The sequence below is a fragment of the Sporosarcina sp. FSL K6-1522 genome (assembly GCF_038622445.1).
GTDB lineage: Bacteria > Bacillota > Bacilli > Bacillales_A > Planococcaceae > Sporosarcina.
Window position 1 is genome coordinate 3,766,430 of the sequence record NZ_CP152019.1, and the last position, 20,514, is coordinate 3,786,943.

The 20,514-nt window shown below is 44.7% G+C and carries 21 protein-coding genes; 4 read left to right on the forward strand and 17 right to left on the reverse strand.

Going from position 1 to position 20,514, the window contains the following annotated elements:
• Positions 1-12: 12 nt before the first annotated feature.
• From sdaAB to MKY34_RS18805, 3 genes are all read right to left on the reverse strand, one after another.
• Positions 13-675 carry an L-serine ammonia-lyase, iron-sulfur-dependent subunit beta gene (gene sdaAB, locus MKY34_RS18795; RefSeq protein WP_342512641.1) on the reverse strand — a complete coding sequence of 221 codons (663 nt, stop codon included), beginning with the start codon at positions 673-675 and terminating at the stop codon, positions 13-15.
• A 348-nt stretch (positions 676-1,023) separates the two neighbouring features.
• Positions 1,024-2,691, reverse strand: coding sequence for a DAK2 domain-containing protein (locus tag MKY34_RS18800; RefSeq protein ID WP_342512642.1), 1,668 nt, complete (start codon positions 2,689-2,691; stop codon positions 1,024-1,026).
• A gap of 18 nt (positions 2,692-2,709) precedes the next feature.
• Positions 2,710-3,072 carry an Asp23/Gls24 family envelope stress response protein gene (locus tag MKY34_RS18805; RefSeq protein WP_342512643.1) on the reverse strand — a complete coding sequence of 121 codons (363 nt, stop codon included), beginning with the start codon at positions 3,070-3,072 and terminating at the stop codon, positions 2,710-2,712.
• Between the two features lie 240 nt (positions 3,073-3,312).
• Here MKY34_RS18805 and rpmB point away from each other — a divergent pair, with 240 nt between their 5' ends.
• A complete protein-coding gene (gene rpmB / locus MKY34_RS18810; protein WP_342512644.1) occupies positions 3,313-3,501 on the forward strand; it encodes a 50S ribosomal protein L28 in 189 nt (62 codons plus the stop codon).
• A 98-nt stretch (positions 3,502-3,599) separates the two neighbouring features.
• Here the strand turns inward: rpmB and spoVM are convergent, their stop codons facing one another.
• The 13 genes from spoVM to gmk all read right to left on the reverse strand — a co-directional run bounded on the left by spoVM (position 3,600) and on the right by gmk (position 16,366).
• Positions 3,600-3,743 carry a stage V sporulation protein SpoVM gene (spoVM, locus tag MKY34_RS18815; protein WP_342512645.1) on the reverse strand — a complete coding sequence of 48 codons (144 nt, stop codon included), beginning with the start codon at positions 3,741-3,743 and terminating at the stop codon, positions 3,600-3,602.
• Positions 3,744-3,756: 13 nt separating this feature from the next.
• A complete protein-coding gene (locus tag MKY34_RS18820) occupies positions 3,757-4,410 on the reverse strand; it encodes a thiamine diphosphokinase (protein WP_342512646.1) in 654 nt (217 codons plus the stop codon).
• On the reverse strand, positions 4,407-5,075 hold the full coding sequence (gene rpe / locus MKY34_RS18825; protein WP_342515301.1) for a ribulose-phosphate 3-epimerase: 669 nt from the start codon (positions 5,073-5,075) through the stop codon (positions 4,407-4,409). The genes MKY34_RS18820 and rpe overlap by 4 nt, the downstream gene beginning before the upstream one ends.
• Positions 5,068-5,961, reverse strand: coding sequence for a ribosome small subunit-dependent GTPase A (gene rsgA / locus MKY34_RS18830; protein ID WP_342512647.1), 894 nt, complete (start codon positions 5,959-5,961; stop codon positions 5,068-5,070). Before rsgA ends, rpe begins: the two co-directional genes overlap by 8 nt.
• 13 nt (positions 5,962-5,974) lie before the next feature.
• Complete coding sequence (pknB, locus tag MKY34_RS18835) at positions 5,975-7,996, reverse strand: Stk1 family PASTA domain-containing Ser/Thr kinase (RefSeq protein ID WP_342512648.1); 2,022 nt, start codon at positions 7,994-7,996, stop codon at positions 5,975-5,977.
• A complete protein-coding gene (locus MKY34_RS18840) occupies positions 7,993-8,751 on the reverse strand; it encodes a Stp1/IreP family PP2C-type Ser/Thr phosphatase (protein ID WP_342512649.1) in 759 nt (252 codons plus the stop codon). Before MKY34_RS18840 ends, pknB begins: the two co-directional genes overlap by 4 nt.
• Positions 8,752-8,783: 32 nt before the next feature.
• A complete protein-coding gene (gene rsmB, locus MKY34_RS18845; protein ID WP_342512650.1) occupies positions 8,784-10,142 on the reverse strand; it encodes a 16S rRNA (cytosine(967)-C(5))-methyltransferase RsmB in 1,359 nt (452 codons plus the stop codon).
• Positions 10,139-11,080 (reverse strand): methionyl-tRNA formyltransferase, encoded by a 942-nt coding sequence (fmt, locus tag MKY34_RS18850; RefSeq protein WP_342512651.1) that lies wholly within the window; start codon positions 11,078-11,080, stop codon positions 10,139-10,141. The genes rsmB and fmt overlap by 4 nt, the downstream gene beginning before the upstream one ends.
• Positions 11,077-11,583, reverse strand: coding sequence for a peptide deformylase (gene def, locus MKY34_RS18855; protein ID WP_342512652.1), 507 nt, complete (start codon positions 11,581-11,583; stop codon positions 11,077-11,079). The genes fmt and def overlap by 4 nt, the downstream gene beginning before the upstream one ends.
• 216 nt (positions 11,584-11,799) lie before the next feature.
• Complete coding sequence (gene priA / locus MKY34_RS18860) at positions 11,800-14,211, reverse strand: primosomal protein N' (RefSeq protein ID WP_342515302.1); 2,412 nt, start codon at positions 14,209-14,211, stop codon at positions 11,800-11,802.
• Complete coding sequence (gene coaBC / locus MKY34_RS18865) at positions 14,201-15,418, reverse strand: bifunctional phosphopantothenoylcysteine decarboxylase/phosphopantothenate--cysteine ligase CoaBC (RefSeq protein WP_342515303.1); 1,218 nt, start codon at positions 15,416-15,418, stop codon at positions 14,201-14,203. Before coaBC ends, priA begins: the two co-directional genes overlap by 11 nt.
• A gap of 103 nt (positions 15,419-15,521) precedes the next feature.
• Positions 15,522-15,746 carry a DNA-directed RNA polymerase subunit omega gene (gene rpoZ / locus MKY34_RS18870; RefSeq protein WP_342512653.1) on the reverse strand — a complete coding sequence of 75 codons (225 nt, stop codon included), beginning with the start codon at positions 15,744-15,746 and terminating at the stop codon, positions 15,522-15,524.
• A 2-nt stretch (positions 15,747-15,748) separates the two neighbouring features.
• On the reverse strand, positions 15,749-16,366 hold the full coding sequence (gene gmk, locus MKY34_RS18875; protein WP_342512654.1) for a guanylate kinase: 618 nt from the start codon (positions 16,364-16,366) through the stop codon (positions 15,749-15,751).
• 348 nt (positions 16,367-16,714) lie between these two features.
• Between gmk and MKY34_RS18880 the strand changes: the two genes are divergently transcribed.
• Positions 16,715-18,406, forward strand: coding sequence for an NFACT RNA binding domain-containing protein (locus MKY34_RS18880; protein WP_342512655.1), 1,692 nt, complete (start codon positions 16,715-16,717; stop codon positions 18,404-18,406).
• A gap of 43 nt (positions 18,407-18,449) precedes the next feature.
• Here the strand turns inward: MKY34_RS18880 and MKY34_RS18885 are convergent, their stop codons facing one another.
• The gene (locus MKY34_RS18885) at positions 18,450-18,689 is read right to left on the reverse strand and encodes a hypothetical protein (protein ID WP_342512656.1); all 240 of its coding nucleotides are present in this window, start codon (positions 18,687-18,689) and stop codon (positions 18,450-18,452) included.
• A gap of 216 nt (positions 18,690-18,905) precedes the next feature.
• Here MKY34_RS18885 and MKY34_RS18890 point away from each other — a divergent pair, with 216 nt between their 5' ends.
• Together MKY34_RS18890 and MKY34_RS18895 are read left to right on the forward strand one after the other, a co-directional pair.
• Positions 18,906-19,520, forward strand: a complete 615-nt coding sequence (locus MKY34_RS18890) for an MOSC domain-containing protein (protein ID WP_342515304.1) — start codon at positions 18,906-18,908, stop codon at positions 19,518-19,520.
• 145 nt (positions 19,521-19,665) lie between these two features.
• Positions 19,666-20,475, forward strand: coding sequence for an alpha/beta hydrolase (locus tag MKY34_RS18895; protein WP_342512657.1), 810 nt, complete (start codon positions 19,666-19,668; stop codon positions 20,473-20,475).
• Positions 20,476-20,514: the final 39 nt, after the last annotated feature.

A 20,514-nucleotide genomic window follows, 5' to 3' on the forward strand; every position in this document is an offset into this window, starting at 1 on the left:
ATGTTTTCCTCCTTAGTTCGCTAATGTCGAAACTTGCGTAACATGCGGCAATGATTGCAATTCATGTAGTAATGTCGCATCGATGATTTGATCGACCTCGATGACCATCAATGCCATCTCCCCTTTTTCCTTCCGGCCCACTTCCATATGTGCAATGTTCATGCCTTGCATGGCAATCACATTGGAAACGCTTGCAATAACCCCGGAACGATCATCATGTACAACAAGCAGTGCTGGGTAGTGCCCAGACAGTCTCAATGGAAACCCATTTAACTCGACGACTTCCATCGTCCCGCCACCAATCGAGATGCCGACCAATTCCATAGTCCCTTGACTATCCCCAATCACAAGACGAGCCGTATTCGGATGAATGGCTTCTTCCTCTTCTGGAACAAACTCAAAAGTCATGCCTAACTGATTCGCATCCGTAAATGCTGTTTTGATACGCTCATCAAAAGTATCATAATCTAGCAAACCACCAATGATCGCAACGTCCGTTCCATGCCCCTTATACGTTTCCGCAAATGATCCATAAAGATGAATCCGTGCCCACTCTGGCTGGCGACCAAATAAAGTACGTGCCACCCGTCCAATCCTCGCTGCCCCCGCAGTATGTGAAGAGGACGGCCCAATCATGACCGGCCCGATAATTTCGAAAACTGATCTGAATTTCATAAACACGGCCCCCTTTAAATTAAGTCCTACATACCTATTTTACCTCAAAAATTAGTATAAAACAAAAAATGTTTTTAAACGAAAAGCGCAAGGCGCCCGTTTAGACGCGAAAGGCATAAGGTAGGGCGACGACGTGGCGTTCTTTGCCACACAGTCGGCTTGCTTCAAGGAGCACAGTCTAAGAGTGCGCCGCTTCCTGCGGCAACGACTGCATAACTCACGTCCTGTGAGCCTCCAAGCGGCTGGCACCCGGGACCTAGACAATAAGTTTATAAGGAAAGCCTATCCTTTCTTTTTCTTTCAAAAAAGCAGCGCGCCTCTGTTAATGGCGCACTGCTTTTCTAGTCATTACTCGACTGAAATAATATAAGGATATAACGGTTGCTTCCCATTGTACAATTCTACTTCGATATGGTCAAAATGCTCCTCAATGTAACTAACAATCGAGGATGCCTCTTCTTCGCTAACATCTTCACCATAAAGAATTGTGACGATTTCATCATCTTTGTCAATAAGTGAGGATAGAAGCGTCTTCATAACGTCGTCAAGCGAAGGTGTTGACGTGATAATTTTGCCACCTGAGATGCCCATGAAGTCATCTTTTTGAATGTCGACACCATCAATGGATGTATCGCGTACCGCATGCGTAACTTGTCCTGTTTTAACGAATGATGCCGCCTCTTTCATCGCAGCGGCATTGACGCTCACTTCCGCCTCTGGATTGAACGCAAGAATCGCAGCAAGTCCTTCCGGAACTGTTTTTGTCGGCACAACAGCTGCTTCGATGCCAATTACTTCAGCTGCTTGTTCCGCAGCCATAATAATATTTTTGTTGTTCGGCAAAATAAGCACTCGTTCTGCGCCAACAGCCTCAATCGCTTTGACGATATCTTCCGTTGAAGGGTTCATCGTTTGTCCACCTTCAATGACAGCTGATGCGCCTACACTTTTTAGTAATTCCGCAATCCCGGATCCCATCGCTACCGTAACAACTGCATAAGGATGCTTAACCGCTTCTTTTTTCTCCACTTCTTGTGTCGAATGACTCTCTCCGACAATTTCAATATGCTGCTCGCGCATATTTTCAATTTTTATTTTGATCAATGAACCAAATTTCTGTCCATAATTCAGTGCATCTCCTGGTTCTTCGGTATGGATATGTACTTTTGCAACTTCCTCATCAGAGATCACTAATAGAGAATCCCCAAATTGACTTAGTGCTTGGCGGAAATTTGACTCATCATATGGGTTCGCTTGAAGTTTCTCGTCTTCAAATTTCACCATAAACTCCGTACAATAACCAAATTCGATATCTTCGGTATTCATGAAGCCTTGTACACTGCGATGATGCTCCGCATTTACTAGATCGTCCATCGATTCAACGATTGCTCTCTCCGGAAGCGCTTCGCCTTTCAAGCATGCCAAAAAGCCCTCGTACACATAGACGAGACCTTGTCCGCCACTATCCACGACGCCAACTTCCTTTAATACTGCCAATAGATCCGGCGTCCGTTTAAGCGATGCTTTCGATTCTTCCACAATTGCTTCCATGACTGTTACGATATCTTCAGTCGACGCAGCTTGTACTACACCAGCATTCGCAGCATCTTTTGCGACTGTCAAAATCGTCCCTTCAACAGGTTTCATAACTGCTTTGTAAGCTGTCTCAACACCGTACTTCAAAGCAGTTGCAAATTGCACACCGTTGACGGATGCTTCGTTTTCGATATGTTTTCCAAAACCACGAAACAGCTGTGAAAGAATAACACCCGAGTTCCCACGAGCTCCCATTAGCAAACCTTTTGACAACGCTTGTGCAGTCTTCCCTAAGTGAGCAACCGCATTTTCTGCCGTTTCTTTCGCTCCTGATGTCATGGACAAATTCATATTGGTACCAGTATCACCATCAGGTACTGGAAAAACGTTTAGCGAATCGACGTAGTCTGCATTTTGGTAAAGATTATGCGCTCCCATCTTCACCATCTCTGCAAACTTCAAACCATCTATGGACTTCATTGAAATTACTTCCTCCTTCTACAGGTTTGTCACTCGGACTCCCTGGACAAAAATATTAACAGATTTCACAGTCATGCCGACTGTCTTTTGCAAGACATACTTTACTTTAGATTGGACCTGGTAGGCAACTTCTGAGATTTTCGTACCATACCCAACAACTACATACATGTCAATATGTGTCTCATCGCCGACATTGCGAACGATGACCCCACGAGCGAAATTTTCTTTCCGAAGTATTTCAGTTAACCCGTCTCGGATCTGATGCCTTGAAGCCATGCCAACAATTCCATAACATTCGATAGCCGCTTCTCCTACTACTTGGGCGATGACGTCGTTTGTAATATCGATTTTGCCATATTCGTTTTGCACTTCAACTGACATGGTTATGTCCCCCCTGCATCTTTTTCACTGCTTTCATTGTACTATATCTGTAATCAGAATAAAAGAAAGCTTCTTCGAAGGCTTGTACGACTCTCTATCCGGTTTTAAAACGTGTAAAGGTATTTTCCTTGAAAGATGTTGTAAAAAGGGTTGCAACACCGCATACCATATGATACATTATTATGGTATGCGAATACAGAAGTGAATTGCTTAATCAACATTCGCAAGGAGGTACTAATTATGGCTAAAGAATGTGCTATTACAGGACGCAAAGCCCGTACAGGTAACACGCGTTCCCACGCATTGAACTCAAGCAGACGTACATGGGGTGCGAACCTTCAAAAAGTCCGTATTCTTGTTAACGGTAAACCTAAACGTGTATGGGTCTCTGCAAGAGCCCTTAAATCTGGTAAAGTTCAACGCGTTTGATTCCAGGAACTGTCTGACTCTATTCAGTTTAATGCAACACAACGCGTTACATCTGATATTTGAATAAGGACAGAAATAAAACACCAGGCTGAATTTCTTCAGCCCGGTGTTTTTTCTCTTCTTTTCTTTTTATTCCTGTTGCTCGCAGTCGCTTTTGGTTGTTCTTCTTTTTGAAATACGACCAAACACTTTCTAACGAAACCACTCACAAATTTCGGCATCGTAAATGTATAAACTCGCAATTCCCCACTCCTTTCAGGAATCTGAACTCCTTACCATTAAGCATATGCCTTCTCTAAAGGAGATAGTACAGACTTCTGTAGCGGGTTCGTTGCTAGTAAATTTCGTCATGCCTGTTTCAAGCCGTTCATCCACTGTTTCATATTTAAATCCTGTCAGCGTCAATCCACTAACACTGCCTCCAAATGGGAAAAATGAAATATAGGGCAAACGCTCCTCGGCAGTAATCCTATGGACACCTGGCTTAAGCATCGACAACTCATTCGTCGTGTTGTGGATAGCAAATGTTGTATGTGTATGTTGCGTTTGAAGTCGATAGAGGAGATGCAAAGCAGATTCCATATGATCCAGTCGCCCTGCAGTAACCCCTGTTAAAATCACCCGTTTAGGCTGATACGTAAGCGCACGCGTTACCGCAAGTTCCGTATCGGTTTCGTTCTTCTCCGAACCGTATTGATCCATTATCTGAACTATATCCGCAATCGCATCATATTCGTTCTTCGTAACCGAATCGAAATCACCAACCGCTTCATGTGGCGTAATCCCTCTCTTCAACAGATGTAGCGCCCCTCTATCCACCCCAATAAACACCGTATCTTCTTGTAGATACTGCGTCAAATCTGGAATTTCCGCTTCAGGTCCTCCCGCGCATACAACCACATATGTCATCGCTTCACCGCTCCTTCACCAGCTGCTTTAATGCGCTGTAAAGCCTCCGCACGATCCGGCGCGCTATAGATCGCCGATCCAGCTACAAGAATGGTTGCACCTGCTTCAACACAAGGTACGATTGTTTCTTCGTTCACACCGCCGTCAATTTCAATTTCAATGGGTAGCTGACGTTCACGAATGATATCCGCAAGTTGCTTCACTTTCGGAAGAACGGAATGGATGAATTTCTGACCGCCAAATCCTGGATTAACCGTCATAAACAATACCATGTCCACTTCTTCTAGAACATGTTGAATGGCTTCAACCGGTGTATGCGGATTCAAGACAACACCCGATTTCACACCCGTCGACTTAATTAATTGCAGCGTGCGATGCAAATGCGTACATGCTTCTACGTGAACCGTAATATAATCCGCTCCCGCTTTCGCAAATTGCTCAATATAAGCATCGGGATTTTCAATCATCAAGTGAACATCCAACGGTAATTTCGTTACAGGTCTTAGTGCCTCTACAACGATCGGCCCCATTGTAATATTCGGAACAAAATGACCATCCATCACATCAATATGAATAAGTTCTGCGCCTGCCGCCTCTACCTCTCTTACTTCATCGGCAAGTTTTGAAAAGTCCGCTGCTAAAATTGAAGGTGCTATTTTAATCATGTTTATCATACCTCGGCTTCCTGTCCAATATTTCTTGCATAAATTGCAAATAATGATCGTAACGGTGACACGGAATTTCTCCTGTCTCCACTTTTTCTTTCACTGCGCACTTTGGCTCTTTCAAATGCAAGCATCCACGGAACTTACACTCCGCTGCTACTTCAGCCATATCTATAAAATAATGGGAGAGTTCTTCCTTGTCAATATGATCGAAATCAAGTGAGCTAAAGCCCGGCGTATCCGCAACAAGACCACCTAAAATATCAAGCAACTCCACATGACGTGTCGTGTGCTTTCCACGGCCGAGCGCTTCCGAAATTTCACCCGTTTTTAAATCCAGTGCCGGTAATACCGTATTCAATAATGTGGACTTACCAACACCTGACTGCCCCGCAAGGACAGTCGTCTTCCCTTCCATATAAGGCTGCAAGATGTCTGTCAGCTGTTCATCGTCGATAAATGTGATCACGACATCATAGCCGATTTGCTGATAGTAAGCTGCCGCCTCTTCCACCATCCGCAGTTCCTCAGCAGTTGCTAAGTCTTTTTTCGTCAAGCAAATGACGGGCTTGATACCAAATGATTCCACCACAACGAGAAATCGATCGAGCAAATGTGGACTAAAAGCCGGCTCCACCATCGAAAACACCAGCAACGCCTGATCGATATTAGAAATCGGCGGGCGTACCAACTCATTACGCCGCTCATGGACAGCCGTAATGAGCGCATCATTATCCCCATCAGGTACATACGTCACGATATCGCCCACTAGAGGATGTATACCCCGATTTCTAAAAACTCCACGACTCTTACACTGTATTAATTCTCCATCTTGCTCCACATAATAAAACCCACTAATCGCTTTTCTAATTTGGCCTTCTGGCATCCAATCCCTCTTTCTAGTTAAGGTCACCGTAATTGAACGAGTCTTGGGCAATCAGCTCACCGTCACGCAAAACCTTGTAGGCCCCTCGCTGCCCTTCCGCCAATTCAATTTTCAGTTGCTTCTGTGTCGTTTCAGTAATCGTAAATTGTTCAAATACCTTCTCTATCGAATGCGTCCGATCCTGTATATAAATTTGAATAACTTGCGGCGTCCTGACTGGTGGCGAAGTTGGCGGCTCTACTTCTACATCTACTTCCGTCTCTTCGTCCTCCACATCCTCGTCGTTTACGTTCGGTACTGCCGGTTCTTTGTATTCAATCGTCACTTGCTTAAAAGACGTTTTAATCGGCTTGTTTTCTTCGCCTTTTGAAATGACAACTTCTACTTTGTCGCCTTTCAAAATTTCAGTACCTGCTAAGGGCACTTGCGAAATAATATGTCCTTTCGCGATCGTAGGAGAATAGACTTCTCGCACAACTTTAATGTCAATGCCTAAAGTTGCAGCATAATCCGTCCATTGCTTCTTATCAAAGCCTTGCAAATTGCCCAGTCGCTGCGTCTCTGGTCCTTTACTCACTGTGAATATCAGATCCGTGTCACCCGGGACAACTTCTTCACCCGCTTCATGACTTTGTTTAAGAATCGTTCCTGCTGGCTCATCATCAAAAACTTGATCGGGCCTAATAGATTTAAATTCTAACGGCGCCAACAAGTTACGCACGGTTTCATAATCACGCATTGTGTAATTTTCAAGCTGCATCGTTTCTTTCCCCGTACTAATATAAAGATTAACTTCAAAGCCAACTGCTCGCTTCGTTCCCGCTTTAGGGTCTGTCCGAATCGCTTGCCCCGCTTCAAATTCGTCAGAGAGCTCTTCGATTCTTTTCCCAACCTTGAATCCCTCTTGCTCCAACGCTTCCACTGCCACCGTTTCTTCAACCCCTGCAACTTCTGGAATCTCCTCTTTTTTAGGGGATAAAATCCCTGGCAAAAAGATCACTACTAAAAGTACTAATGCGAGTACACCAACAATAGCCCCTGCAATAATAGGCCACTTTTTCCGTCTCTTCTTCACTGTTGCAGGTGGCTCGACAACAACAGGTTCGATTTTCTTGGTTGCTTCCACATTTTCAAACTTCACATCGTCCTTCACAATGGGAATGGCCCGTGTTTTATCATCATCGAACGGAACAGCAAATTTCGGCTCCTCTGCCCGTTCGGGATCTAGGACAGTCAGTAAATCATCATACATCTCATCTGCAGAACGATAACGATTCGCGGCATCTTTTGTCGTTGCTTTTAAAATAACGTTTTCTACACTTTGCGGAATCTCAGGGAACATCGCTCTTACTAATGGTGTTTCTTCTTGTAAGTGCTTTAACGCAATCGCAACCGCGGTCTCCGCTGAAAATGGTAATTCTCCCGTTAACAATTCGTAGAACACAATCCCGAGCGAATAAATATCCGACTTCTTCGTTGCCATTCCACCACGTGCTTGTTCCGGCGACAAGTAATGGACTGTGCCGATTACCGAGTTTGTTTTCGTATACGCGGTCGCATTTAGCGCCATCGCAATGCCGAAATCCGTAATTTTCACATTGTAATCTGCATCCATCAAAATATTTTGCGGCTTAATATCACGGTGCACAATGCCATTGTGATGCGCATTTGCAATCGCTGACACTAGCTGTTGCATAATTGGTAACGCCTGTTTCGGCGGCAGTGGACCGTTCGTCTGGATAAACTGCTTTAACGTCTGACCCTCGATGTACTCCATCACTAAATAATGAAGTTCACCATCCTCACCTACGTCAAAAATATCCACAATATGCGGATGTGTCAGGCTGGTCGCTGACAGCGCTTCCCGTTGAAACCTTCTCTTCAATTCTTCTTCATGTGCAAAATCATAATTCAGCACTTTAATGGCAACGTCGCGGTCCAAGATGACATCGTGCGCAAGATACACTTTCGACATCCCGCCATCGCCAATGCTTCGAATGATTTCATAACGTCCCCCGACCCTGCTTCCAATCATGGCTGGGTCACCTCCATACCGGTAGGACCAATTAAAATAACAGAAATATTATCTTCTCCACCCATTTGGTTTGCTAAGTCCACAAGCTCTTCCGTCTTGTCACGCAAATTAGCGTCAGACAACACAATCTCCTGCATTAATTGCTTATCTACTTTGTTGCTCAAACCGTCCGTGCACAGCAACAAATACGTTTCTTCATCCAAGTCAATTGAATAAAGATCTGGCTCAATCGTTCTTTCCGAACCGACTGCTTTCATAATCCAATTGCGCTGCGGATGGACCGCAGCCTCTTCTTCTGATATTTCACCGCTATCAAGTAGTATATTCACATAGGAATGGTCTTTGGTTACTTGACGCACACCTTCTTTATTAATCGCATAGACACGGCTATCCCCGATATGTGAAACTAAACACGAACGCCCTTGAATAAGCGCCGCTTCAAGCGTAGTACCCATCCCTTTGTATTCCTCATTGTTATTTGCGGTATCGTACAATAAGCGGTTCACATGAAGAACCGCTTCTATGAGCCATTCCGCACGATCCTCTTGCTCTTTCAACTGTGAAAGATCTAGTTTCATAAATTGTTCACCAATGACTTGAATGGCCGTCGAACTCGCAAAATCGCCACCACGATGACCACCCATACCATCCGCAATGACCGCAAGAAGAACTCCATCTGGAAGCGTATAGACCGCTGCACTATCTTCGTTGACTGTTCTTTTTCTGCCGATATCCGTCAGTACTTCGAATTGCAACGTGTATCCCCTCTTTCTTGCTTCACGCTTCCTTACACGGTCTTTTTTCGAAAAGCCGCCACAAAGAAACCATCGCTTCCAAAATGTTGTGGAAGCACTTGAAGCATATCGTCTTCAATCACCAATTTTTCCATGCCTGTCAATTTCGCTAACGGAACTTTCTCCATATCTGAATGACGCGCAAGGAACCCTTCTACCATACCGTGATTTTCTGTGCGCTCTACTGTACACGTACTGTATACAATTAAGCCATCCGGTTTAATCAATTCATACGCTGTATCCAATAAATCCGCTTGAATATCCGTCAATCCGTGGAAATCAGCTTCTGTCTTATTATACTTGATCTCAGGCTTTCTACGAATTACCCCTAGACCACTGCACGGTGCATCGACTAAAATACGGTCAAATGAAGCCGCCTCATACTGTTCAGCAAGTTTACGACTATCTCCACTTTTCGCTTCAATAGACGTCAATCCTAGCCTGTTGGCATTCGCTTCAATCAGCGCCAGTTTATGCTGATGGACATCATGCGCGAACACTTCACCTTCGTTCTTCATCTTTTCAGCGATATGGGTCGTCTTCCCGCCTGGTGCTGCGCACATATCGAGTACTTTCATCCCCGGTGCTACGTCCAGTGCAAGTATCGGCAACATCGAGCTTTCATCCTGAATCGTAATCCAGCCTTTTTTATAAGCTTCCGTACTTGCCGGATTACCACTTATCGAAATAATACATTCAGGTACTACTTCTCCATGTCTCACTTCAATACCTTCCGATTCAAGCAAGGCAATTGCCTGCTCCTTCGTCGTTTTCGCTGTATTGACACGTAACGTCATCGCTGCCGGGTTGTTGTTTTCATGTGCCATCACGGTTGCTTCTTCAATCCCGTATTGTTCACACCATCTTGCAATCAACCACTCTGGATGACTTGTTTCAATCGCGATTTTTGCAATCCCATCTGCCATATCATCCAACGAACGCACGCCGCTACGCAAGATCGAACGAAGAATGCCGTTCACAGTCGGTGCGATACGTTTATGGCCACGTCTTTTAGCGATTTCAACCGCTTCATGAACGACAGCATGCGGTGGAATTTTCGTCAGGTAAACAATTTGATAAATTGACAAACGTAGAAGCTCTCGTACCCAACCGTCCAATTTTCCACGTACAAACGGTTCAAGATAATAGTCAAGCGTCATGCGGTGCTGAAGTGTGCCATATGTCAACTCCGTCAATAAGCCACGATCTTTCGCTTCAATACCATACTTCTCAATCGTTCTGTGCAGTAATAAATTGCTGTACGCTTGGTTATTATTGATTTCCATTAGAATGGAAAGGGCTGCATCGCGGACATTGCCGTTCCATATTTTCTTTTTCGGTCTTGTATTCATTCGAATTGGTCTCCTTCGTTCCATTTAGATCCGGTTCCACGAATGAAAACATCCGCTGACATCCGTTTTTTGCCGGCTGGTTGGAGATCCGTAATGGCAAGCGCGACATCGTCACCTGTTTTGACAATGATGCGATCTTGTTCGATTTTAATAATTGTACCGGGCGCTGCCTCGACTTGTGAGGCAACTTTCTCACTCCACCAGACTTTGACGTTTTCTCCTTGGAATACGGTATAGGCAACTGGCCAAGGGTGCAGTCCACGAATTTTATCGTAGATGGCTTTCCCGCCTGTAGACCAGTCAATGCGTTCTTGTTCACGGGAAATGTTACGTGCAAACGTCACGCGTGATTCGTCTTGAACGATACGTTCGTTTGTGCCATTTATAATAGAAGGCAACGTTTCTTTTAATAAGTTTGTACCTGCTTCAGACAATGCATTGAACATGCTACCTGTATGATCTGTTTCGGAAATTGGTACGACTACTTGTGAAATGATATCGCCTGCGTCCAATTTTTCGACCATATACATAATCGTGACGCCTGTTTCCGTTTCACCGTCCATGATTGACTGATGAATCGGTGCGCCCCCTCGGTATTTAGGTAGCAGGGAAGCATGGACATTAATACAGCCAAGGCGTGGTGCTTCTAGCAATTCTTTCGGTAAAATTTGACCAAATGCCGCCGTCACGATTAGCTCTGGTTGCAGTGCAATGATTTTTTCCAATTCAGCAGAACCTTTTAGTTTTTCAGGCTGAATAACCGGTAATCCAAGTCGCAATGCCTCCGCCTTTACAGGTGGAGGCGTTAATACGCGCTTCCGTCCAACTGGTCGATCTGGCTGCGTAACGACCGCCGCAATGGTATGTCCTGCTTCATGTAACATCGTTAGGACTGGAACTGAAAAGTCCGGCGTTCCCATAAAAACGATTCGCGTCATGATAATTCACCTTCCAACTCGTCTTCATCCACTTCTTCAAATTCCGATGGATCTACCACTCGTATAATTTTCGAGTCGAATAGCACACCATTTAAATGGTCAATTTCATGCAGAATGGCACGCGCCTCATAATCTTCTGCTTCGATTTCGTATAATGAACCGTCACGTTCTTGCGCTTCTACGCGTACAAAGAAAGGTCTTTCGACTTCGCCGTACAGTCCTGGGAAGCTGAGACAACCTTCGACTTCAATTTCAGAACCACCGATTGCTGTTACAACTGGGTTGACCATTTCAATGACATCTTGTCCTTCGCCCATATCAACGATTGCAACGCGAATGGCTTCCCCGACTTGTGGTGCTGCCAAGCCGATGCCGTCCGCCGCCACCATTGTGTCATGCATATCATCTAGGAGCTTTGCCAGTTTCTTATCAAATTTCACGACTTCTTTACATTTCTGTTGGAGAACCGATGCCGGATGCTCCACAATTTCACGTATTGCCAATTCAATTCCTCTTTTCTGATGATCTGTCTATATAAGTTGAACTTATGATTGCCACCTAATCTCCAGCGTAGGCGCCTTACAAGCGGTCGCCGAAGCCATAAGACTGGCAGTGGTTTTCTGCCTGGCTTATGGCGGGAGGCATCCGCAAGCGCCGGGCGGTATTAGGAGAATGCTTTTATTCAATATATAAGTTAAAACAAAAAAATTCTTTTCTTTTTAATAAATAGACGCCGGTTCCATATCCACAGTCATCGTAAGACCTGCTTTGATCCAGTCTGTCCGGTAGTACTTAATGAGCTGTTGCAAGGTTTCAATCAGCTTGGGCTCTTTTTTGTATTTTATCAAACATTGGTAACGATATCTATTGTTCACACGGCTAATCGCAGAAGCGGTAGGCCCAATGATAACGGTATTTGATGATAAATTCCCCTTCAAAAATCGGGTACCTTTATCTGCAAAGTCCGCAACTTTCAATAAATCTTCATGTGTGAACTGCACAAGCGTAACATAATAAAATGGCGGGTAGCCGTATTGCCTCCTTGCCGCCATCTCCAGATTATAAAAAGGCTCATAATGCTGAGCTTTCGCTAAATCAATAGCATAGTGTTCAGGCGTATACGTCTGAATGAATACTTCCCCTGGTAATTCGTGACGACCTGCTCGCCCACTAACTTGTGTCATGAGCTGAAACGTTTTTTCCGCCGCACGGAAATCCGCTAGATGGAGTGTGGTATCCGCTGCTAGTACGCCAACAAGGGTAATATTCGGAAAATCGAGTCCCTTGGCAATCATTTGTGTCCCAAGTAAAATATCCGCCTGCCCTTCACTAAATTGCCGCAGCAACCGTTCATGAGAGCCTTTTTGCCTTGTCGTATCGACATCCATACGAATGACACGCGCTTCCGGGAACAACTTCGCAATTTCTTCTTGCGCTTTTTGTGTTCCCGTTCCAAAAAAGCGAATGTATTCACTTTCACATTCAGGGCATACGAGCGGTACTCGTTCTTCATGGCCACAGTAATGGCATTTCAGCATTTCATTGGCACGATGATACGTCAGGGAAATATCACAGTTTGGACATTCCACGACCGTGCCGCAATCTCTGCATAAGACAAAGGATGAAAAACCTCGTTTATTCAAAAATAAAACGGTTTGCTCTCCTCTATGTAGCCGCTCCCGCACCGCATCCGCTAATGACACGGAAAACATCGAACGATTGCCCGTCTTCAACTCTTCACGCATATCGACAACCGTGACGGTAGGCAATTCCTGATCCTTTGCACGCCTCTTTAACGTCAACAATGTGTAGACATCTTTGGACGCACGCGCATACGACTCCAGCGACGGTGTCGCACTGCCTAAAATGACAGGACAACCGTAGTATTCTGAGCGCTTAATCGCCACATCTCTAGCATGATAACGCGGCGTGTCTTCTTGTTTATAGGTCGATTCATGTTCTTCATCAAGAATGATAATGCCAATATTTTCAAAGGGCGCAAAAATCGCCGAACGTGCACCGACCACGACTTTGACTTCGCCCCTCTTGATTTTCCGCCATTCATCGTATTTCTCTCCAGCGGACAATCCACTATGCATTACCGCAACCAATGGCCCGAAACGTTCTTTAAAGCGCGATGTCATCTGTGGCGTCAATGAAATTTCAGGTACAAGCACGATGGCCTCTTTCCCTTGCTCCAGTACATGGTTAATCGCCCGCAAGTAAACTTCTGTTTTCCCACTTCCCGTTACACCATGTAGTAGAAAAGTCTCCGCTTGGCCATGATCCGCACTAGTCGTTATGGCATCGAGTGCCAGCTGTTGTTCTCCAGTCAGTTCCATGGGAATCGCAGTGTCTTTTAGCTGCGGTGCTTCCGGTTCACGGTAAACTTCGGCATACGCTTCAGATGCGGCTCCTCTTTCGATAGCTGCTTTGAGCACGGCTGGCTGAATCCCCGATTGCTCCATCAATTGTTTCGCACTCACCGTTTGGCCAGCACGCTCTAACATCCAACGTAGCAATTCCGCTTGCTTTTTTGCGTTTGCGTGAATCGTATCAAGCACGTTTTGCAAGATGTCAGCCTCAGCGATTTGAATCATACGTACCTTTTTTACAGCCGTCTTCTGATTCACTACTGTATCGACCGTGATAATACCTTGTCCTGCATAGCGTCGGACCGACCGTAACAGTTCTGGCGTGTCCGCCTCTGCCAACGGTACCCGTTGTCTGCCTGCTAAAAATCGAAGAAAATCCACTTCCTCAATGCTCTCAGGCTCCTCCACAACGATGAACTTCTCATATTTTGCACGCATCGCAGCCGGCAACATCACTTGAAGTGCGTCAATTTCATAAGCCAATGTCTGCGTCGCAAGCCAACGAGATAGATCAAGAAGCTCTCCAGAAATGACAGGCTCTAGATCAATCAATTCATGAATCGACTTCAACTTACCGCTTTCCAGCCCACTCTCTTCTTTCAAACCTGTCACATAGCCAAGTACTTTTCTTGGCCCGAACGGAACTTTGACTCGACAACCCGCTTCAATAACGACCTCAAGATGTGCAGGAACGACATAGTCAAACGGGCGATCAATCGGATAAGCCGATACATCGACAATGACTTCAGCGATCATGTAGTTGTTCACTTTCCTCTTTCATGATTGCTGCAAGCAACACATTGGCAAGTTCTTTTTTCGGCATCGCATGGAATGGTTGATGCGTCCCATTTTTCGATAATAGCGTCACGACATTTGTATCTTTGCCAAATCCGGCATCGGGATCTGTCACATCATTAACGATGATATAATCCAGGTTTTTACTTGCTAATTTCCCCTTGCCATAGTCAACCGCATCATTCGTTTCTGCCGCAAATCCGACAAGAACTTGGTGCGTTTTCATCGTCCCAAGCGTTTTCAAAATATCCGTCGTCCGTTCGAGCTCAATGGCAGAATCGCCCGCTTGTTTTTTCATTTTTTGCGGGTGAACATCTTTCGGACGATAATCGGCAACTGCTGCCGCTTTAATAACGATGGCTGCATCATCGAATTGCGCACGAACCGCTTCCAACATTTCCGCCGCACTTTCTACATCAATCACCGTTACACCTGCTGGCTTCGCCAAACCGACTGGCCCTGAAATGAGGTAGGTTGACGCGCCAAGTGCCTCTGCGGCTTCCGCCATGGCATAGCCCATTTTTCCGCTAGAGAAATTCGATACATAGCGCACCGGGTCAATCCGTTCACGCGTTGGCCCAGCTGTGATGACTACCTTTTTCCCTGCGAGCGGAAGATGTCTCGGTGTTGTAAAGTGTGCGGTAATCAATTCCACAATCTTCTCGGGCTCTTCCAAGCGTCCTTTCCCTACATAACCACATGCTAAAAACCCTTCGGACGGTTCGATAAATCGATAGCCATCTGCATGCAGTCGATCAATATTGCGAATAACAGCTTTATTTTCATACATATGAACATTCATAGCAGGCGCAATCCACACATCCGCCGTCGTTGCCAGTAGCGTCGTCGTCACCATATCGTCCGCAATGCCATTCGCTAGCTTACCAATGACATTCGCTGTCGCCGGAGCAACAACAACAAGATCAGCCCAATCAGCCAGGTCAATATGCGCAATCACGCGTGAATCTTTTTCATCAAATGTATCAAAATAGACATCATTGCGCGACATCGCCTGAAATGTCAGCGGTGTCACAAATTCCTTCGCCGATTCCGTCATCATCACTTTGACTTCTGCCCCCGACTGCGCTAGTTTACTAACGAGTGCAACAGCTTTATAGACTGCAATGCCGCCTGTCACACAAAGAAGGATTTTTTTATTCAACAATATGGTCCCCATCCTTTCTAAAATGACAAACTCCCAAAGAAAAACTCGTTTCTAAGGGAGTATCACGCTTACCTATTTAGATTCTAACAAGTGTTAAAAACGACTATTAGATTTCGTCTTCATAGACAATTGAATCGTCTTGTTTCTTTTTCGCTAATACGCCGGCTGCAACTTCTTCAAGCGCCTTACCGACATTCTTGTGCGACTTGTAGGAAATAAGAAGTTTGTTGCCTTCTTCCTGCATTTCACGCGCACGTTTTGAAGCAAGTGTAACGAGCGTGTATTTGGAATCAATTTTATCTTTTAATGAATCGAGTGATGGTGTTAACATAGTTATTCCCCTTTCAACATGCTTAAGTATCGTTTTTCCACACGTTCACGGCGGCAATGTTCTGCAGTGACAATCGCATTAACACGGTCGCAAGCATGTGAAACTTCGTCATTTTCTACAACATAATCGTACAGATTCATCATTTCAAGCTCTTCACGTGCTTTCGCAATACGTGTGGCAATGACATCTGCTTCTTCGGTTCCCCGACCAACAAGACGGTCTTCTAGTTCCGACAAACTTGGAGGTGCAAGGAAGATGAATAATCCATCTGGAACTTTCGCACGCACTTGTGCTGCGCCAACAACTTCGATTTCTAAAAAGACATCTCTTCCTGCATCGAGCGTTTCATTGACGTAGTCAAGCGGTGTACCATAATAATTGCCAACGTATTCCGCATACTCCAGCAATTTACCTTCTTCAATAAGGTGTTCAAACTCCGCTCGCGACTTAAAAAAATAATCCGCGCCATCGACTTCGCCTTCTCGCGGACTTCTTGTCGTCATCGATATGGAATATTCGTAGTTCGTATCAGGTTGAGAAAAAAGTTCTTTTCGCACCGTCCCTTTGCCTACACCGGATGGTCCGGACAGGACGATTAAAAGCCCACGTTTTTTGTACATGTGATCCCTCTTCTTAATCTAGTCTGTTTTGCGATATTGATTCGCCGTAAACATGCTGGCCCAATCTTTTGATTGATCAAATACGATTCAGCGTATTTGTGCCCGGATTTTTATCGAGCAAGCTCGATAAACTCCTTTTAAAAATCTGTGGCATCCGCCGGAGGCTTTAACTTTATTCAGCTGGGCTAGGATTTTCCAATGAATAGTCTACATACTTTGTAAACAGCAACCATTTAGATAAAGTAGCAATTTCTACTGAATGAAGTTAAAACAATCTGTTCGTAATTATACCATACCTCACGCATAGAGTGGTAAAATGGAGCAAAACGAATTGAAAGAGGAATCAGCATGGCATTTGACGGTTTATTTACCACGGCGATGGTGCAAGAATTGCAAGTTTTGAAGAGTGGACGCATTTCCAAAATCCATCAGCCTAACGCACAAGAAGTTGTGTTCCTAATCCGCGCTGGCGGCAAAAATCACAAACTTCTCATCTCTATCCATTCATCCTACTCGCGCGTCCAACTGACGGATGAAGCCCTTGCAAACCCTGCTGAGCCACCGATGTTTTGCATGGTGCTACGCAAACATCTAGAAGGCGGCATGATTACCGCTATTGGCCAATACGGCACAGACCGCATTATTACATTTGACATCCAGGCGAAAAATGAAATCGGAGACGACATTCGTAGAAAGTTGTACGTTGAGATTATGGGGAGACATAGTAACTTGCTCGTTGTTGACCCAGAACGTGACATGATTATCGATAGTATGAAGCATTTACCACCTTCTGTGAACAGCTATCGAACAATATTGCCTGGGCAACCTTTCATACCTGCCCCACCTCAAGACAAAATCGATCCATTTGCGGTGACAGCGGAACAATTCATTGACCTATTGCCACAATTCGAAAGTGCACGTGACATCGTTCAGGCATTTTCAGGCTTTTCACCCGTCAATGCGACAGAGCTACTGCATCGTTTAAAAGATGTTGAGGTGAATGAAGCTTATAGCGTTTTCACGACATTTCTTGCTGCATTTAAAGGAATCGCTGGTAGTCCTAACATTGCAGAGATTGGCACAAAAACGGTGTTTTCCGCGGCTACACTCTCACATGCAGATAAAACACTTGCCACCTACGACACACTTGGCGATTTGCTCGACAAAGTGTACTTTGCGCGAGCCGAAAGAGAACGCGTGAAATCACAAGCTGCAGATCTTGAACGCTGGCTTGACAACGAAATCGCCAAACTCGTGTTAAAAACTAAAAAGTTGAGCAAGGAACAGGCAGCCGCTGGCAAGTTGGATACGTTCCAACTGTATGGTGAACTGTTGACGGCGAATAGCTATGCCATCCAAAAAGGAGCGTCAGAGGCGGTTGTCGACAATTACTACGAAGAAGGAACAACCGTGACCATTCCGTTGGACCCAAGAAAATCGCCGATCGATAATGCGCAACGATTCTATACTCGCTATGCGAAAGCGAAAACAGCGCTCATTATGATTGCAGAACAGCTCGAAAAAGCCGAAGAGGACATTGCCTACTTTGAAATGATTAAACAGCAAGTGATGCAAGCATCCCCTGAAGACATTGAAGAAATACGTGAAGAGCTCGCAGAACTCGGTTTCTTAAAAGCACGTAAACTGAAAAAGAAAAGCAAACCGAAGAAGCCAACCCCTGAATCGTACGTTTCTTCTGCAGGTGTGAAAATTTCGGTAGGCAAAAATAATAAACAAAACGACTACTTAACATTCAAAATTGCATCGAGAGATCAAACATGGCTCCATACGAAAGATATCCCGGGATCGCATGTCGTCATCCATGATGCGAATCCCGATGAAGAAACAATTCGCGAAGCAGCAATCTTATCTGCTTATTTCAGTAAAGCACGCGGTTCTTCCTCTGTACCTGTCGACTACACGGAAGTGCGCCATGTGAAAAAGCCCAATGGCTCGAAACCGGGATTTGTCATCTACTTTGAACAGAAGACGATGTTTGTTACGCCCGATGAAGATGTTGTGATGAAATTACGTAAATAATAAACGGCTGTTGATTCCACTAAAAATGGAGTCCACAGCCATTTTATTTTTCTATACTATTTTCTCCTGTACTTTTATCGCCACGAAAATAAGCGGATAATTGAACAACTCGAACATCTTGTGTGTTTAATTCGTGATAGATGTCTCTGCTATCTCGAAACGAAATGTATTGGTCTCGTTCGCTACGAATCAGCTCTTCTGCACTTTCTTGAGACTCCATATGAATAAATCTTCTAATATAATGACTCTCATCAAAAAAGTAGGTGACTTTAAATTCTTGCACTTGGCTTTCCTCCTCATTCATTCTTCGTGATCTAATTCAATGAACTTCAAAGTTCTATTATGCACATGAAAACCCGTTCAATACAGATGATGCAATTTCAGTTCACAAGTGGTAGAATTTTCTTATTAGACTGTCACTACAACTAGAAAGTGGGTACATATCGTGAGGTATAATGTAATCGAACTCAAAAACTTTTCAATCGGATTACCGAAAAAAATGACTTACGGGCAGGAAAAAGAACTCGACACTGGCATATGCAAAGAAACCACTGAGGAAGCCTTTTTAACAGTAGATGGCTTTCAAGGCGACGGCGTAGCAGATTTGCGTTTCCACGGTGGCCCCGACCGCGCAGTTTGTCTGTATCCGCATGAGCATTATGCACGTTGGGAACAGGAGCTCAAGAATCCCTTACCACCGGCTACCTTCGGAGAAAATTTAACCGTTACCAATATGCTAGAGCAAGACATACATATCGGGGATATCTTTCAGCTTGGGGATGCTGTTGTCCAAATTACACAAGGCCGGATTCCGTGTAGCACGATTACAAAAAGAACCGGGCAACCTCCCCTTCTTAAAAGAATGATTGAAACAGGCTTCACAGGGTATTTATGCCGCGTCCTTGAAGAAGGTACCGTTCGCAAAGATTCCACTATGACATTACTCGAAGCGCACCCAAAACAAGTATCCATCCTTTTCGCAAATCAGATTTATTTTCATCAGCAAAAGAATATTGAGGGCATTCAAAAAATATTGGACGTGCCAGAATTAGCGCATGAATGGCGCGAACGCTTGGAGAAGCGGTTGGAAAAATTGACAAATCTCGTACAGTGAACATGCGATTCCACGCGTAAAAATGCGAGTGGAATCGTGTTTTTTTCATTTTAGGGGTCGAGCTAACTAGCCACCGAATAACTCCCTCAACACAGTCATACATTGGTGAAGCTGAATAATCGAGCATTTTATGGGAGGTATTTGAGTGGGCTATTATGTTAAAGTGGAAAAAAACGTGAATATTTATGTAGAAGATATAAATCCCGCTTCGCATAAGACCATTTTGTTTATCCACGGTTGGCCAGCAAATCATCAGATGTTTGAATACCAGTTCGACCATCTCCCTGCAATGGGCTATCGGTGCATTGGGATGGATATTCGCGGCTTCGGCAAGTCGAGTCGGCCATGGGACGGCTATTCTTATGACCAATTGGCAGATGATGTTCGAAGAGTGATTGATGCATTGGGGTTGGAGAATATTACGCTTGCAGGACATTCAATGGGTGGAGCCATCGCTATTCGCTATATGGCTCGACATGGTGGACACGGCGTTACAAAACTTGCACTTATCGGAGCAGCAGCGCCTGCATTTACAAAAAGAGCAAATTTCCCTTATGGTAAAACGATAAAAGAAGTAAACGATTTAATAGAAGGGACTTATACGGATCGGCCCGATATGCTAAGGGGGTTTGGCGACATTTTCTTCGCTCGATACTTGACGGAGAGCTTTAAAAACTGGTTTCAAGGGCTTGGATTAGTCGCATCCGGAAACGCAACAGCTAAGTGTTTAGTTTCTCTTCGCGATGAAGATCTACAGCAAGACTTACCTTTCATTCAGATTCCGACGATTATTCTCCATGGAAAACAAGATAAGGTATGTCCTTTCGTTCTAGGAGAGTTAATGCATGCCGCCATTAAAAATTCCACACTCGTCCCTTTTGAATACAGTGGCCACGGATTATTTTACTGCGAATTGGAAAAGTTCAATCGCGAGCTCGCGCAGTTTATTGGATAAAAAAATGATTCCACAATTCTTACCCCTGTGGAATCACTT

Excerpts from the sequence above, each read along its gene's own strand:
- priA (WP_342515302.1), bottom strand. The coding sequence starts at position 14,211 with ATGATCGCTGAAGTCATTGTCGATGTATCGGCTTATCCGATTGATCGC.
- MKY34_RS18880 (WP_342512655.1), top strand. The coding sequence starts at position 16,715 with ATGGCATTTGACGGTTTATTTACCACGGCGATGGTGCAAGAATTGCAA.
- MKY34_RS18820 (WP_342512646.1), bottom strand. The coding sequence starts at position 4,410 with ATGACATATGTGGTTGTATGCGCGGGAGGACCTGAAGCGGAAATTCCA.
- MKY34_RS18890 (WP_342515304.1), top strand. The coding sequence starts at position 18,906 with ATGACTTACGGGCAGGAAAAAGAACTCGACACTGGCATATGCAAAGAA.
- MKY34_RS18800 (WP_342512642.1), bottom strand. The coding sequence starts at position 2,691 with ATGAAGTCCATAGATGGTTTGAAGTTTGCAGAGATGGTGAAGATGGGA.
- rsmB (WP_342512650.1), bottom strand. The coding sequence starts at position 10,142 with ATGAATACAAGACCGAAAAAGAAAATATGGAACGGCAATGTCCGCGAT.
- rsgA (WP_342512647.1), bottom strand. The coding sequence starts at position 5,961 with ATGCCAGAAGGCCAAATTAGAAAAGCGATTAGTGGGTTTTATTATGTG.
- fmt (WP_342512651.1), bottom strand. The coding sequence starts at position 11,080 with ATGACGCGAATCGTTTTTATGGGAACGCCGGACTTTTCAGTTCCAGTC.
- MKY34_RS18805 (WP_342512643.1), bottom strand. The coding sequence starts at position 3,072 with ATGTCAGTTGAAGTGCAAAACGAATATGGCAAAATCGATATTACAAAC.
- pknB (WP_342512648.1), bottom strand. The coding sequence starts at position 7,996 with ATGATTGGAAGCAGGGTCGGGGGACGTTATGAAATCATTCGAAGCATT.
- rpmB (WP_342512644.1), top strand. The coding sequence starts at position 3,313 with ATGGCTAAAGAATGTGCTATTACAGGACGCAAAGCCCGTACAGGTAAC.
- rpoZ (WP_342512653.1), bottom strand. The coding sequence starts at position 15,746 with ATGTTAACACCATCACTCGATTCATTAAAAGATAAAATTGATTCCAAA.
- gmk (WP_342512654.1), bottom strand. The coding sequence starts at position 16,366 with ATGTACAAAAAACGTGGGCTTTTAATCGTCCTGTCCGGACCATCCGGT.
- sdaAB (WP_342512641.1), bottom strand. The coding sequence starts at position 675 with ATGAAATTCAGATCAGTTTTCGAAATTATCGGGCCGGTCATGATTGGG.
- rpe (WP_342515301.1), bottom strand. The coding sequence starts at position 5,075 with ATGATTAAAATAGCACCTTCAATTTTAGCAGCGGACTTTTCAAAACTT.